The sequence below is a fragment of the Streptomyces sp. DH37 genome (genome assembly GCF_029813835.1).
Classification (GTDB): domain Bacteria; phylum Actinomycetota; class Actinomycetes; order Streptomycetales; family Streptomycetaceae; genus Streptomyces.
Genome location: NZ_JARVKV010000037.1, coordinates 43764 through 59079, shown reverse-complemented (window position 1 = coordinate 59079; position 15316 = coordinate 43764). Strand labels below are relative to the sequence as shown.

The following is a 15316-nucleotide window of genomic DNA, read 5'->3' as shown; positions in this document are numbered from 1 at the left end:
CGTGGCGCTGGAGGTCGGGGAGATCGCGCGGCTGGAGCTGGAGGTGTAGCGGTCCGCGGCCCGGGGGCGCCCCTGGGCGCCGTGCCCGTCGCCGCGCGCCGTCCCCGGACGGCGCGGACCCCTCGTTCGTGCGTCCTCCCGGTCCGCCTCCGCGTCCCTATGACGGGAAACACTTTCCGCCCTCCGGAACCGGTTACCTGCTACCGGCCGGTAGGTGCGACGATCGGGTGACGCGATCCGGCGCGGTGGCCGGAACCGCGGCACAGGATCAGGGAAAGCAGAGGAAACCGGCCATGGCAACGGCGCCCAGCGTCTCGTACTCGATGACCATCCGTCTGGAGGTGCCCGCCGGAGGATCGGCGGTCAGCCAGCTCACCACGGCCGTGGAGTCCTCCGGCGGCTCGGTCATCGGTCTCGACGTCACGGCCTCCGGCCACGAGCGGCTCCGCATCGACGTCACGATCGCGGCGTCCTCCACCGCCCACGCGGACGAGATCGTCGCCAAGCTCCGCGACGTCGAGGGCATCGCCATCGGCAAGGTCTCCGACCGGACCTTCCTGATGCACCTGGGCGGCAAGATCGAGATGGCGTCCAAGCACCCCATTCGCAACCGCGACGACCTGTCCATGATCTACACGCCCGGCGTGGCCCGGGTCTGCACCCAGATCGCGGCCAACCCCGAGGACGCCCGCCGGCTGACCATCAAGCGCAACGCCGTGGCCGTCGTCACCGACGGCTCGGCCGTGCTGGGCCTGGGCAACATCGGCCCGAAGGCCGCGCTGCCGGTCATGGAGGGCAAGGCGGCCCTCTTCAAGCGCTTCGCGGGCATCGACGCCTGGCCGCTGTGCCTGGACACCCAGGACACCGACGCCATCGTCGAGATCGTCAAGGCCGTCGCGCCCGGCTTCGCGGGCATCAACCTGGAGGACATCTCCGCCCCCCGCTGCTTCGAGATCGAGGCGCGGCTGCGCGAGGCCCTGGACATCCCGGTCTTCCACGACGACCAGCACGGCACCGCCATCGTGGTGCTGGCCGCGCTGACCAACGCGCTGCGCGTCGTCGGCAAGCAGATCGGCGACGTACGGGTCGTCATGTCCGGCGCGGGCGCGGCCGGCACGGCCATCCTCAAGCTGCTGCTGGACGCCGGCGTGAAGCACGCGGTGGTCGCCGACATCCACGGCGTGGTGCACGCCGGCCGCGAGGACCTGGTGGACGCCGCGCCCGGCTCGCCGCTGCGCTGGATCGCCGACAACACCAACCCCGAGGGCGTCACCGGCACGCTCAGGCAGGCGGTCGCCGGGGCCGACGTCTTCATCGGCGTCTCCGCCCCGGACGTGCTCGGCGGCGAGGACGTGGCGGCGATGGCCGACGGCGCCATCGTGTTCGCGCTCGCCAACCCCGACCCGGAGGTGGACCCGGCGGTCGCCCGCCGGACCGCCGCCGTCGTGGCCACCGGCCGCTCGGACTTCCCCAACCAGATCAACAACGTGCTGGTCTTCCCCGGCGTCTTCCGGGGCCTGCTCGACGCCCAGTCGCGCACGGTCAACGAGGAGATGATGCTGGCCGCGGCGCGGGCGCTGGCCGACGTGGTGCACGAGGACGAGCTGAACGCGAACTACATCATCCCGAGCGTCTTCAACGACAAGGTCGCGGGCGCCGTCGCCGGGGCGGTGCGCGACGCCGCCATCGCGGCCGGGGAGTCCGTGACGACCGCCACGGCGCCCTAGCCGCACGGGTCCGGCGCGTCGGGGGCGCTCCACCCGGATGGCCCCTTAGGGTGGCGAAGACCCCACCGGGAGTGGCTACGGAGCGTAATAGCAGCGTGTCACGGGCGCTCTTCGGGCGACGTCACAGGGCGCCGGATTGGCATTACCACCGCAGGTGGGGGCAGGATGCTCCCCCGAGGGCTGTTCCCAGGGGGAGCAGAGGGTCTGGGAGCAGACCCGGGTCCGGGGACTGTCCGAGGGCCCTGGCAGCATCGGCTTCGATCTCACGCCTCACAGGCAAGAAAAACACGGGAGTACGAATTATGAACCGCAGTGAGCTGGTGGCAGCGCTGTCCGAGCGCGCCCAGGTGACCCGCAAGGACGCCGACGCTGTGCTGGCCGCGTTCGCCGAGACCGTCGGCGAGGTCGTCGCCAAGGGCGACGAGAAGGTCACCATCCCCGGCTTCCTGACCTTCGAGCGCACCCACCGTGCCGCTCGCACCGCGCGCAACCCGCAGACCGGCGACCCGATCGAGATCCCGGCCGGCTACAGCGTGAAGGTCTCCGCGGGCTCCAAGCTGAAGGAGGCCGCCAAGGGCAAGTGAGCCCCTGGCGCGCGGCACCACAGGCGCACGCACGAGGGCGGTCACCCCGGCAGGGGTGACCGCCCTTCGGCGTCGTGCACGGCCGGCCCGGGCCCCGGGGGACGGTCCCCGGGGCCCGGTGGCGGTCAGGCCGGGAGTTCCACCCGGGCGCCCAGCGCGGGCAGCTTCTCCATGAAGTTCTCGTAGCCCCGGTTGATCAGGTCGATGCCGTGGACCCTGGAGGTCCCCTGGGCCGCCAGGGCGGCGATCAGGTACGAGAAGCCGCCGCGGAGGTCCGGGATGACCAGATCGGCGCCCTGGAGCTTCGTGGGGCCCGAGACGACCGCCGAGTGGAGGAAGTTGCGCTGGCCGAAGCGGCAGGGCATGCCGCCCAGGCACTCGCGGTAGAGCTGGATGTGCGCGCCCATCTGGTTGAGCGCCTCGGTGAAGCCCAGCCGCGACTCGTACACCGTCTCGTGGACGATCGACAGGCCCGACGCCTGGGTCAGGGCCACCACGAGCGGCTGCTGCCAGTCGGTCTGGAAGCCGGGGTGGACGTCCGTCTCCAGGGCGATGGCGTTGAGCGCGCCGCCCGGGTGCCAGAAGCGGATGCCGTCGTCGTCCACCTCGAACGCGCCGCCCACCTTGCGGTAGGTGTTGAGGAAGGTCATCATCTCGCGCTGGCTGGCGCCGCGCACGTACACGCTGCCCTCGGTCGCCAGCGCCGCGCTCGCCCAGGAGGCCGCCTCCAGGCGGTCCGGCAGGGCGCGGTGGTTGTAGCCGCCGAGCTTGTCCACACCGGTGATGCGGATCGTCCGGTCGGTGTCCATGGAGATGATCGCGCCCATCTTCTGCAGCACGCAGATGAGGTCCTCGATCTCCGGCTCCACGGCGGCGTTGGAGAGTTCCGTCACACCTTCGGCGAGCACGGCCGTCAGCAGCACCTGTTCGGTGGAGCCGACCGACGGGTACGGCAGCTTGATCCTGCAGCCGCGCAGCCGCTGCGGGGCCTCCAGGTACTGGCCGTCGGCGCGCTTCTCGATCGTCGCGCCGAACTCGCGCAGCACGTCGAAGTGGAAGTTCACCGGACGTCCGCCGATGTCGCAGCCGCCCAGTCCGGGTATGAAGGCGTGGCCCAGCCGGTGCAGCAGGGGGCCGCAGAAGAGGATCGGGATGCGGGAGGAGCCCGCGTGGGCGTCGATGTCGGCGACGTTGGCGCTCTCCACGTGGGAGGGGTCGAGCACCAGTTCGCCTGGCTCCTCGCCCTTGCTCACGGTGACGCCGTGCAGTTCCAGCAGGCCGCGCACGACCCGTACGTCGCGGATCTCGGGGACGTTGCGCAGACGGCTCGGTTCGCTGCCGAGCAGTGCGGCGACCATGGCCTTGGGCACGAGGTTCTTCGCGCCGCGGACTCTGATCTCGCCCTCCAGCGGGGTGCCGCCGTGGACAAGGAGTACGTCGTCAGTGCCGGTCATGGGCCTCGCGTTCCAGGATGAAGAAGAGCAGGGGCACAGGGAATGGTAATGGCCGCTTACCCGCGTCGTATCCGTTCTCCCCCGGCGCGGACGGGCTCCGGCGCGCTCCGGGCGCCGCCCCGGCACGCACCGTCCCCGCGCCGTTCCGGAACGTCATGCGGGGTTCGACTCCCCTCCCGGGCCCCGGGTGCGGGATCATGGGGGGCATGACCGAGGTGTCCTCGCTCACCGGGCGGCTGCTCGTCGCGACGCCGGCGCTGACCGACCCGAACTTCGACCGTGCGGTGGTGCTTCTCCTCGACCACGACGAGGAGGGCTCGCTCGGCATCGTCCTGAACAGGCCGACCCCCGTCGACGTCGGCGACGTGCTGGAGCCATGGGCCGCGCTGGCGGGAGAGCCCGGCGTGGTCTTCCAGGGCGGGCCCGTCTCGCTGGACGCGGCGCTCGGCGTCGCCGTCATCCCCGGGGCCGAGGGGCCGTTGGGGTGGCGGCGGGTGCACGGCGCCATCGGCCTGGTGGACCTGGAGGCGCCGCCGGAGCTGCTCGCCGCCGAGCTGGGCTCGCTGCGGATCTTCGCCGGTTACGCCGGCTGGGGGCCGGGCCAGTTGGAGAACGAGCTGGAGGAGGGGGCCTGGTACGTGGTGGAGTCCGAGCCCGGCGACGTCTCCGCGCCCGACCCGGAGCGGCTGTGGCGGGACGTACTGCGCCGCCAGCGCAGCGAGCTGGCGATGGTGGCCACGTATCCCGACGACCCCTCGCTGAACTAGCCCCGCGCCGGTCCCCCGGACGTGCCGGGTCCCGGTGCCCCCGGGGGCGGTCGCAGTACCCTTGGGCCCCATGAGCACTCCTGAGCCCGAGCGCGGGACGGGCACCGGCACCCTCGTCGAGCCCACCCCGCAGGTGTCCCACGGCGATGGCGACCACGAGCGCTTCGCCCACTACGTCCAGAAGGACAAGATCATGGCCAGCGCGCTCGACGGGACCCCCGTCGTCGCGCTCTGCGGCAAGGTCTGGGTCCCGGGGCGCGATCCGAAGAAGTACCCGGTCTGCCCCATGTGCAAGGAGATCTACGAGTCCATGGGAGCCGGCGGCGGCGACAAGGGCAAGGACGGCGGCAAGAAGTGACGCCGCCCCCCGGCGGCCCCTCCCTTCCTCCCGTCTCGCCCTGACCCGCCCCGCACAGGGCCCGTTCACCTCCTCCGGCGGTCCCCGGAGCGCATCACGGTGCGCTCCGGGGACCGCCGCGTTGTCGGGGGTGTTCCGGCCGTCCTCCGGCCGTGTTCCGGGGCGAGCGGGCGCGTCGCGCGGTCCGGGGCGGGGGCCGCGGAGCGGCCGGAAGTGGTCGAGACCTCTTGTCGGCCGCCGCGGGTGCCCCTACTCTCCTGCGGAGTTGTGCGGAACGAAACGTGCGTTGCACGTCGTGCAACGACACTCTCCTGGGGGTCGCCCATGAAGTTCTCCGCCCGCGCCGCCGCCCTGACGGGGGCGCTCCTCCTCGCCGCCTCCGCCGCCACCGCCTGCGCCCCCGCCACCTCCGGCGGCGGGGGCGCGGGCGGGGACAGCAGGAGCGGCACGGTGCGCGTGTGGCTCTTCCGCGAGGTGAACAACGGGCCCAAGGAGCGGATCGTCGAGGACGTCGTCCGCGCCTTCACGAAGCGGCACGAGGGCGTCGAGGTCGACGTCCGGTACATCCCCGTCGACAGCCGCGCCGAGAGGATCAGGGCGGCCTTCAACGACCCCTCCTCCGCGCCCGATCTGATCGAGTACGGCAACACCGACACCGCCGGATACGTCGCCGACGGCGGACTGGCCGACATCACCGGGGAGTTCGGTGCCTGGGACGAGGCGGACGACACCGACCCGACCGCCCGCCGGTCGGTGACCGTGGACGGAAAGGTCTACGGCGCCCCCCTCTCCGTCGGCGTGCGCGCCCTCTACTACCGCACCGACGTCTTCGCCGACCTGGGACTGGAGCCGCCGCGGACGCTGGCGGAGGTCGCCGCCGCCGCGCGCCGCATCGCCGGGGAGCGGCCCGGGATGTACGGCCTGGCCGTCGGCGGCGCGTACACCTACGGCGCGCTGCCCTTCGTCTGGGCCCACGGCGGCGAGGTGGCCGAGCCCGAGGGGGACGCGTACACCGCCGCCATCGACTCCCCGGCCGCGCGCAGGGGCGTGGAGGCGTACACCGACCTCTTCGGCGAGCACAACTGCCCGCCCGCCAAGTGCGCCGGGATGGGCGGCAACGACACCGTCCAGGCGTTCGCGAGCGGCCGGGCCGGCATGGTCGTCGGCGGCGACTTCAGCCGCCGGGCGATGGAGGACGGCGCGGTGCGGGGGAAGTACGCCGTCGTCCCGCTGCCGGGGGTGCGCAGGGGCGAGATCGCCCCGGCCTTCGCCGGCGGCAACAACCTCGGCGTGCTGCGCGGCAGCGGCCACCGCACCCTCGCCGTGGAGCTGATGAAGTCCCTGGCGGGCAAGGAGACCCAGCGCGACCTCTTCGAGGCGATGGGCTTCCTGCCCACCTTCACCGACGTCCGCGAGGAGGCCGCCGCCTCCGAGCCGTTCTTCGAGCCCTTCGTGCGGACCCTGGAGGCCGGGACCCGGTTCGTGCCCGCCACCCCCGCCTGGACCGGGATCGACGCCTCCCAGGTGCTGCCCACCATGTTCCAGGAGATCGTCAGCGGCCGTAAGGACGTCGCCGCCGCGACGAGGGACGCGGCGGCGAGGATGGACGAGGCCTTCGGCGGGGCCGCGCGCTGACCATGGCCGCCAACACACCGCGGAGCGGCGGCCGTACGCCCTGGCTCTACCTCGCCCCCGCCCTCGTCGTCCTCGCCGGGCTGCTGGCCTACCCGATCTGGCAGCTCGGTCTGATATCCGTCCTGGAGTACACCCAGGCGCAGGTCAGCGGAGGCGAGCCCACCGTCTTCCGGGGCCTGGACAACTACGCCGAACTCCTGGGCGACGAGCGGTTCCGGAGCGTGCTGGCCACCACGGTGGTGTTCGCCGCCGCCTGCGTGGCGGGCACCCTGGCGGTCGGCTGCGCGCTGGCCGTCCTGCTCACCCGCGTCCGCGCGGTGCCGAGGCTGCTGCTGATGCTGGCGGCGCTCGGGGCGTGGGCGACTCCGGCGATCACCGGCTCGACGGTCTGGGTGTTCCTGTTCGACCCCGACTTCGGCCCGGTCAACAGGGTGCTGGGCCTGGACGGCTTCTCCTGGACGTACGGCCGCCACAGCGCGTTCGCCCTGGTGCTGTTCGAGGTGGTCTGGTGCTCCTTCCCGTTCGTCATGGTGACGGTGTACGCGGGGATCCGGGCCGTTCCGGGCGAGATCCTGGAGGCCGCGGCGCTGGACGGCGCGTCCTCCTGGCGGACCTGGCGCCATGTCACCGCCCCGATGCTGCGGCCGATCCTCACCGTCGTCACCATCCAGTCGGTCATCTGGGACTTCAAGGTCTTCACCCAGATCTACGTGATGACCGGCGGCGGTGGGATCGCCGGACAGAACCTGGTGCTCAACGTCTACGCCTACCAGACGGCCTTCGCCTCCTCGCAGTACAGCCTGGGCGCGGCCATCGGCGTGGTGATGCTGCTGATCCTGCTGGCCGTCACCCTCGTCCACCTGCGGCTGCTGCGCCGCACGGGGGAGGAGCTGTGAACCGGCCGCGCGTACGGCGCCCGTGGCGGCTGGCCGCCGAGACGACGGCCGTCGCGGTCGCGGCGGCGGTCGCCTTCCCGCTGTACTGGATGGTGCTGTCGGCGTTCAAACCCGCGGGCGAGGTGCGCTCCGACAGCCCGCGCCCCTGGACGCTGAACCCCTCGCTGGACGCCTTCCGCCGCGTCTTCGGGCAGCAGGACTTCGGCCGCTACTTCCTCAACAGCCTCCTCGTGGCGGGCGCCGTGGTCGTCGCGTCGGCGCTGATCGCCTTTCTCGCGGCGACCGCCGTGACGCGCTTCCGCTTCCGTTTCCGCACCACGCTCCTGGTGATGTTCCTGGTCGCCCAGATGGTGCCGGTCGAGGCGCTGACCATTCCGCTGTTCTTCCTGATGCGCGACCTGGGGCAGACGGTCCCCGGCATCGGCCTCAACACGCTCGGCTCGCTGATCCTGCCGCACATCGCCTTCTCGCTGCCGTTCGCGATCTGGATGCTGCGCGGCTTCGTCCGGGCGGTGCCCGACTCCCTGGAGGAGCAGGCCCTCGTCGACGGCGCGAGCCGTGCGCGCTTCCTGTGGCGGATCCTCTTCCCGCTGGTCTTCCCGGGACTCGTCGCGACGAGCGTCTTCTCCTTCATCTCCGCCTGGAACGACTTCCTGTTCGCCAAGTCGTTCATCGTCTCCGACACGGAGAACTCCACGCTGCCGATGGCGCTCCTGGTGTTCTTCGACACCGAGACCCCGGACTGGGGCGGGGTCATGGCCGCCTCGACCGTCATGACGATCCCCGTGCTGGTCTTCTTCGTCCTCGTCCAGCGCCGCCTGGTCTCCGGGCTCGGCGGCGCGGTGAAGGACTGACGGGGTGCGCGGGGTGCACGGCGTGCACGGCACACGAGCCCATGGAACACACGAGAGGAACGGGCATGGACGAGCCGGATCTGGTCCCCCTGCCGCGCTCCGTCGCGGACGGCGGCGGGCGGCTGGCACTGGACGCGCGGACGGCGCTGGACGCCGGCCCCGGCACCGAACGGGCCGCCCACTGGCTGCGCACCGCGCTCGGCGCGGCCACCGGGCTGCCGCTGCCGCCCGCGGCGGACGGCGGTGTTCACGGCGGTGACCACGGCGGCGGCCACGGCGGTGTTCACGGAGGTGCCGTCGTACGGCTGCGGGTGGACGAGGCGGTCGCCGCCGAACTCGGCCCCGAGGGCTACCGGCTGAGCGTGACCGGCGGCGGCGCGGAGATCCGCGGCGGCGCGGCCCCCGGCGTCTTCTGGGGCGCCCAGACGCTGCGGCAGCTCCTCGGCCCCGACGCGTACCGCCGCGCGCCGCTGCCCGGCCGCGGGTGGTCGCTGCCGTACGTCCGCGTGGCCGACGCCCCCCGCTTCGCCTGGCGCGGCTTCATGCTGGACACGGCACGGCACTTCACGCCCAGGGACGGCGTGCTGCGCTGGATCGACCTGCTCGCCGCGCACAAGCTCAACGTGCTCCACCTCCACCTCACCGACGACCAGGGCTGGCGCCTGGAGATCGAGCGCTTCCCCCGCCTCACGGAGGTCGGCGCCTGGCGCCGGCGGACCCGGCTGGGGCACCGGGACTCCCCGCTGTGGGACGAGCGCCCGCACGGCGGCTTCTACACCCACGACGACGTCCGCGAGATCGTCGCCTACGCCGCCGAGCGCCACATCACCGTCGTCCCCGAGATCGACGTGCCCGGCCACTCCCAGGCGGCCATCGCCGCCTACCCGGAGCTGGGCAACACGGACATCCACGGGGGCGCCGCGGACGCCGCGGCGCCGCAGGTGTGGGACGACTGGGGCGTCAGCCCCAACGTCCTGGCCCCCACCGAGGCCGTACTCCGCTTCTACGAGGGGGTGTTCGAGGAGGTCCTGGAGCTGTTCCCGGGGGAGTTCGTGCACATCGGCGGCGACGAGTGCCCCAGGGACCAGTGGCGGCGCTCCCCGGCCGCGCGGGCGCGGGCGGCGGAGCTGGGCCTGGACGGGGTGGACGCCCTCCAGGCGTGGTTCGTACGGCACTTCGACCGCTTCCTGGCCGAGCGGGGCCGCCGCCTCGTCGGCTGGGACGAGATCCTGGAGGGCACGGCGGTGGAGGAGGGCTCCCCGGACGGCGCGGCCCCGCGGCTGAGCCCGGGCGCCGTCGTCTCCTCCTGGCGCGGCTACGCGGGCGGGATCGCCGCCGCGCGGGCCGGGCACGACGTGGTGATGTGCCCCGAGCAGCAGGTCTACCTCGACCACCGGCAGGACGCCGGCGAGGACGAGCCGGTGCCCATCGGATACGTGCGCACCCTGCGCGACGTGTACGCCTTCGACCCCGTGCCGCCCCGGCTGGCGGGCACCGGCGCGGCGGCGCGCGTCATCGGCGCGCAGGCCAACCTGTGGACCGAGGTCGTGGAGGACCAACGGCGCGCCGACTACCAGGCGTTCCCGCGGCTGGCCGCCTTCGCCGAGGTGGTGTGGTCCGAGCCGGGGGCCCGCGACCGGGAGGGCTTCGAGGGCTTCGAACGGCGGATGACCGCCCACCGCGCCCGTCTCGACGCCCTGGGCGTGGCCTACCGACCGCCGTCGGGGCCGTACCCCTGGCAGCGCCGCCCCGGCATCCCGGGCCGGCCCTTCCAGGAGCCGCCCCCGGCGGTCTGAGAACGGCACCGGGCGCTTCCGGGCCGGTCCGGGTCGGTTCAGGCCGGCCCCGTCCGGCCCCGTCCGGCTCGGACCGGCTCAGTCCGGCTCGGTCCGGTCCGGCTCAGTCCGGTTCCGGAGCGGCCGCGGAACAGCCCCGCCCCGGTCCTGGAACGGCCCCCGCAACGGCCCGTATAAAGTAGTACAAGGTCTCCCAGGAGTGGCAAGGCGCTTCTGTCGGTGACAACTGCCGAAAGCGGGCCATCAGCCAGGTCAGGGACGGATGCTCCCTTCACGGACCCGGGCACCGGCGGCCCCTCGGAATGTGCCAGAGTTGCCACGTCCGGGTTCCCAGCACGTACGGTACGGCTGGGCAGCCGGGACGACCGGGGAAGGGGCGCTGGATTGAGCACGCACGCACCGCACGCACCACGGGCGGCGCAGCCGGTCATGCTGCCGGCCACGCTCGACGAGGCCGTGGCCGCTCTCGCCGCCACGCCTGCCGCCGTGCCCGTCGCGGGCGGCACCGATCTGATGACCGGGGTCAACTCCGGTCTGCTGAGGCCCGCCGCGCTGGTCGGACTGGGCCGGATCAGCGAGATCCGCGGCTGGGAGTACCAGGACGGCCACGCGCTGCTCGGCGCCGGCCTCACCCACGCCCGCATGGGCCGCCCCGACTTCGCCGCCCTCATCCCCGCCCTGGCCGCCGCCGCCCGCGCCGCCGGGCCGCCGCAGATCCGCAACGCCGGGACGCTCGGCGGCAACATCGTCACCGCCGCGCCCACCGGCGACTCCCTGCCCGTCCTGGCCGCGCTGGAGGCCGCGCTGCTGATCGCCGGGCCGGGCGGGGCGCGCCGCGAGATCCCGGTGAGCCACCTGCTGACCGGCATGGAGATGCTGCGGCCCGGCGAGATCGTCGGCTACGTGCGCGTGCCGCTGCTGCACGCCCCCCAGACCTTCCTCAAGGCCACCGGACGGACCGGCCCCGGACGCGCGCTGGCCTCGGTGGCCGTCGTGCTCGACCCCGCCCGGCGCGGAGTGCGCTGCGCGGTCGGCGCCGTCGCCCCGATGCCGCTGCGCCCGGTGGAGGCCGAGCAGTGGGTGGCCTCGCTCATCGACTGGGACGGACAACGGGCCTTGGCCCCCGAGGTGCTGGCCGCCTTCGGCGACTACGTCGCCATGGCCTGCATCCCCGATCCCCCCGCCCCGGAGGGCGGCGGGGAGGCCCCCGTGCTTCCGCCCGCGGCACTGCACGTACGGCGCACGGTGGCGACACTGGCCCGCCGGGGGCTCGGGAGGGCACTCGCATGAGCAACGACCAGCAGGAACCGTTCCGGCCGGACGGCCGGCCCGTACCGCCCCCGACGCCCGAGGGCGGCTGGGGCGGCGAGTACGACGGCGACTCCACCGCGTTCATACAGCTCCCCGAGAACCTGCCCGGGCCGTACCAGTACGGGTACGCCGACGGGACCGGCGGCCTGCCCGAGCCGCTCGCCGCACCGGGCACCGGGCACGGCTGGGAGCCGCCCGCCATCGACCCCCGGGCGTACCAGGCGCCGCCCGCCCAGACGCCGGTGACCCCGTCGGCCACCACCGACCCGGCGGCCCCGGGGCAGTGGACGATGCCGTTCGCCGGGGGCACGGCGGAGCCCGCCCCCGAGGAGCAGCCCCCGCCGCCGGGCACGGCCGCCGCCATGGGGCAGGGCGCCGCGGCGGCACTGGCGGGCTCGCACGAGGCCCGCGTGCGGCAGCAGCGCCGTCCGCTGGGCGAGGGCGCCGCGGAGACGCCGGACGGTACCGGCCCCGAGGCGCACGGCTCCGGGGACTCCGGACCCTCCGGAGGAGCGCCGGAGGGTCCGCAGCCCTCGGGAGCGGACTGGAGCGCGGTGCCCGCGCCCGGCGCGACCGGCCAGTGGTCGATCCCGTTCGCGGCGGCGGGCAGCCCGGACGACTCCGGCGAGTACCTGGCCGCGGCGGCGGCCGGAGGGGCCCCCGAGGTCCCGCCGGCCCGCGGGCCGCGGGAGCGGGAGGCCGCACCGGAGACCTCCGGCGTCCCCGGGGCCGGGGACGCCCCGGAGGCCCGCGAGACCCCGGAGGTCCCGGACGCCCGCGAGGCCCCGGAGGTTCCGGACGCTCCGGAGCCGCAGGGCGCCGGGGAGGCCGAGGATGTCGGGGAGGTCGGGCAGGTCGGGGAACCCGCCGGGCCGCCCGCCGCCGGGGAGCCCTCCGCGGAACCGGACCCGTCCGTCCCGCAGGCCGCCGCGGTCGACAGCGAGCACCCCCACGTCTCCTACGTCCTGCGCGTCAACGGGGCCGAGCGGCCCGTGACCGACGCCTGGATCGGCGAGTCCCTGCTCTACGTGCTGCGCGAGCGCCTCGGCCTGGCCGGGGCCAAGGACGGCTGCTCGCAGGGGGAGTGCGGGGCCTGCTCCGTCCAGGTCGACGGGCGCCTCGTCGCCTCCTGCCTGGTGCCCGCCGCCACCGCCGCCGGGTCCGAGGTCCGCACCGTCGAGGGGCTGGCCGAGAACGGCACGCCCTGCGACGTGCAGCGGGCGCTCGCCGCCTGCGGCGCCGTGCAGTGCGGCTTCTGCGTGCCCGGCATGGCGATGACCCTGCACGACCTGCTCGAGGGCAACCACGATCCGACGGAGCTGGAGACCCGCCAGGCCGTCAGCGGCAACCTCTGCCGCTGCTCCGGCTACCGGGGCGTGCTCGACGCCGTGCGCACGGTCGTCGGCGAGCGCGAGGCCGCGGCCGCCGCGCTGGCCGAGGCCCGGGAGGCGGAGGCCGGGGACCGCCGGGCCGGACCCGGCGGGGAGAACGGCGACGGCGGCTCCCGCGTCCGCATCCCGCACCAGGCCGGACCGGTCTCGGGCCGCCCCCACCACGACCACGACCTGCCGCAGGACGGAGGCGCGCAGTGACCAGCGACGCGGCGACCGCCACCCCGGCCGGGGGAGTACCCCTCCCCGGCGCCGCCCCGGGGACGGGGACCGAGGCCGCGCGGCACGGGCTCGGCTCCTCGCTCCAGCCCGCCGACGCGCTCGCCAAGGTCCAGGGGACCTTCCCGTACGCCGCCGACCTGTGGGCGGAGGGACTGCTGTGGGCCGCCGTGCTCCGCGCGCCCCACCCGCACGCGCGGATCCTGTCCGTCGACACCGGGCCGGCCGCCGAGATGCCCGGCGTGCGGGCCGTCGTCACCCACGAGGACGTGCCCGGCGACGCCACCCACGGCCGCCGGGTCGCCGACCGGCCCGCCTTCGCCCGCGACGTGGTGCGCCACTACGGCGAGCCCATCGCCGCCGTCGCCGCCGACCACCCCGACACCGCGCGGCTGGCCGCCGCCGCCATCGCGGTCGAGTACGAGGTGCTGGAGCCGGTCACCGACCCGGAGAAGGCGTTCGAGGCCGAGCCGATCCACCCCGACGGCAACCTGATCCGGCACATCCCCCTGCGCTACGGCGACGAGTCCGCCACCGGCGAGGTGATCGTCGAGGGCCTGTACCGCATCGGCCGCCAGGACCCGGCCCCCATCGGCGCCGAGGCCGGACTCGCCGTGCCGCGCACCGACGGCGGCGTGGAGATCTACACGGCCTCCACCGACCCGCACACCGACCGCGACCTGGCCGCCGCCTGCCTCGGGCTCCGCCCCGAGCAGGTCAAGGTCGTCGTCACCGGCGTCCCCGGCGCCATGGGCGACCGCGAGGACCTGAGCGTCCAGCTCCCGCTCGGCCTGCTGGCGATGAGGACGGGCTGCCCGGTCAAGCTCGCCGCCAGCCGCGAGGAGTCCTTCCTCGGCCACGCCCACCGCCACCCCACCCTGCTGCGCTACCGCCACCACGCCGACTCCGAGGGCCGCCTGGTCAAGGTCGAGGCGCAGATCCTGCTGGACGGCGGCGCCTACGCCGACGACTCCGCCGACGCGCTGGCCGCCGCCGTGTCCTTCGCCGCCGGCCCGTACGTGGTGCCGCACGCCGCGATCGACGGCTGGGCGGTGCGCACCAACAACCCGCCGTCGGGCCACGTGCGCGGCGAGGGCGCGATGCAGGTGTGCGCCGCGTACGAGGGCCAGATGGACAAGCTCGCCGCCAAACTGGGCATGGACCCGGTCGAGCTGCGGATGCGCAACGTCATGGCCACCGGCGACCTGCTGCCCACCGGCCAGACCGTCACCTGCCCGGCGCCCGTCGCCGAACTGCTGCGCGCGGTGCGGGAGGCGCCGCTGCCGTCGCTGCCCAAGGACAGCCCCGAGGAGGAGTGGCTGCTGCCGGGCGGCCCCGAGGGCGCGGGCGAGCCGGGCGCGGTGCGCCGCGGCGTCGGCTTCGCGCTCGGCATGGTCCACATGCTGGGGGCGGAGGGCGCCGACGAGGTGTCCACGGCCACGGTGAAGGTCAACGGCCCCGTCGCGACGGTGATGTGCGCGGCCGTGGAGACCGGCCAGGGCTTCTCCACCCTCGCCCGGCAGATCGTGCAGGAGGTGCTCGGCGTCGAGGAGGTGCACGTCGTCGCCGTCGACACCGACCAGCCCCCGGCCGGCCCCGGCGCGCGCGGACGCCACACCTGGGTGTCGGGCGGCGCGGTGGAGCGCGCCGCCAAGATGGTCCGCACCCAGCTCCTCCAGCCGCTGGCCGCGAAGTTCGGCATGTCCACCGAGCTGCTGACCATCGCCGACGGCAAGATCACCTCCTACGACGGGGTGCTCAGCACCACCGTCGCCGAGGCGCTGGAGGGCAAGGAGCTGTGGGCCACGGCCCAGTGCCGTCCCCACCCCACCGAACCGCTGGATGACACCGGCCAGGGCGACGCCTTCGTCAGCCTGGCCTTCGCCGCCGTGCGCGCCGTGGTGGACGTGGACGTGGAACTGGGCGCGATCCGGGTGGTGGAGATGGCCGTCGCCCAGGACGTGGGCCGCGTCCTCAACCCCCAGCAGCTGCGCGCCCGGATCGAGGCGGGCGTCACCCAGGGCGTGGGCGCGGCGCTCACCGAGCACCTGCGGGTCTCGCGCGGCGTGGTGCGCCACCCCGACCTGACCGCCTACCCGCTGCCGACCGCGCTGGACGCCCCGGACATCCGGGTCGTGAAGCTGGTCGAGGAGCGGGACGTGGTCGCGCCCTTCGGGGCGAAGTCGGTCAGCGCGGTGCCGGTGGTGGTCTCCCCGGCGGCGGTGGCGGCGGCGGTGCGCGCGGCGACCGGACGCCCGGTCAACCGGCTGCCGATCCGTCCGCAGGCCGCGGTGATGACGCCCTGACCACCCGGGCCGCCGGCC

Annotated in this window: 12 protein-coding genes; 11 read left to right on the top strand and 1 reads right to left on the bottom strand. The window is 74.4% G+C overall.

Features of this window, described 5'->3' with window-relative positions; translation table 11 throughout:
* Nucleotides 1-293: 293 nt before the first annotated feature.
* Nucleotides 294-1727 (top strand): NAD-dependent malic enzyme, encoded by a 1434-nt coding sequence (locus QC029_RS19010; RefSeq protein WP_279556898.1) that lies wholly within the window; start codon nt 294-296, stop codon nt 1725-1727.
* A gap of 302 nt (nt 1728-2029) precedes the next feature.
* On the top strand, nt 2030-2311 hold the full coding sequence (locus tag QC029_RS19005) for an HU family DNA-binding protein (protein ID WP_093654109.1): 282 nt from the start codon (nt 2030-2032) through the stop codon (nt 2309-2311).
* 125 nt (nt 2312-2436) lie between these two features.
* Here QC029_RS19005 and murA read toward each other — a convergent pair whose 3' ends face one another.
* Nucleotides 2437-3765: a UDP-N-acetylglucosamine 1-carboxyvinyltransferase gene (gene murA, locus QC029_RS19000; protein WP_279556897.1), complete on the bottom strand. Its 1329-nt coding sequence runs from the start codon at nt 3763-3765 to the stop codon at nt 2437-2439.
* Between the two features lie 206 nt (nt 3766-3971).
* Between murA and QC029_RS18995 the strand changes: the two genes are divergently transcribed.
* From QC029_RS18995 to QC029_RS18955, 9 genes are all read left to right on the top strand, one after another.
* A complete protein-coding gene (locus tag QC029_RS18995) occupies nt 3972-4532 on the top strand; it encodes a YqgE/AlgH family protein (protein WP_279556896.1) in 561 nt (186 codons plus the stop codon).
* Nucleotides 4533-4602: 70 nt separating this feature from the next.
* Nucleotides 4603-4890: a DUF3039 domain-containing protein gene (locus QC029_RS18990; RefSeq protein ID WP_279556895.1), complete on the top strand. Its 288-nt coding sequence runs from the start codon at nt 4603-4605 to the stop codon at nt 4888-4890.
* A gap of 324 nt (nt 4891-5214) precedes the next feature.
* A complete protein-coding gene (locus QC029_RS18985) occupies nt 5215-6525 on the top strand; it encodes an extracellular solute-binding protein (RefSeq protein ID WP_279556894.1) in 1311 nt (436 codons plus the stop codon).
* 2 nt (nt 6526-6527) lie between these two features.
* A complete protein-coding gene (locus QC029_RS18980) occupies nt 6528-7421 on the top strand; it encodes a carbohydrate ABC transporter permease (RefSeq protein ID WP_279556893.1) in 894 nt (297 codons plus the stop codon).
* The gene (locus tag QC029_RS18975) at nt 7418-8275 is read left to right on the top strand and encodes a carbohydrate ABC transporter permease (RefSeq protein ID WP_279556892.1); all 858 of its coding nucleotides are present in this window, start codon (nt 7418-7420) and stop codon (nt 8273-8275) included. The genes QC029_RS18980 and QC029_RS18975 overlap by 4 nt, the downstream gene beginning before the upstream one ends.
* A 65-nt stretch (nt 8276-8340) precedes the next feature.
* Nucleotides 8341-10071 (top strand): beta-N-acetylhexosaminidase, encoded by a 1731-nt coding sequence (locus tag QC029_RS18970; RefSeq protein ID WP_279556891.1) that lies wholly within the window; start codon nt 8341-8343, stop codon nt 10069-10071.
* A gap of 429 nt (nt 10072-10500) precedes the next feature.
* The gene (locus QC029_RS18965; protein WP_279556904.1) at nt 10501-11361 is read left to right on the top strand and encodes an FAD binding domain-containing protein; all 861 of its coding nucleotides are present in this window, start codon (nt 10501-10503) and stop codon (nt 11359-11361) included.
* Entirely contained in the window at nt 11358-12974 is a 1617-nt protein-coding gene (locus tag QC029_RS18960; RefSeq protein ID WP_279556890.1) for a 2Fe-2S iron-sulfur cluster-binding protein, read from the top strand. The genes QC029_RS18965 and QC029_RS18960 overlap by 4 nt, the downstream gene beginning before the upstream one ends.
* Complete coding sequence (locus QC029_RS18955; protein WP_279556889.1) at nt 12971-15298, top strand: xanthine dehydrogenase family protein molybdopterin-binding subunit; 2328 nt, start codon at nt 12971-12973, stop codon at nt 15296-15298. The genes QC029_RS18960 and QC029_RS18955 overlap by 4 nt, the downstream gene beginning before the upstream one ends.
* The last annotated feature ends 18 nt before the right edge of the window (nt 15299-15316 follow it).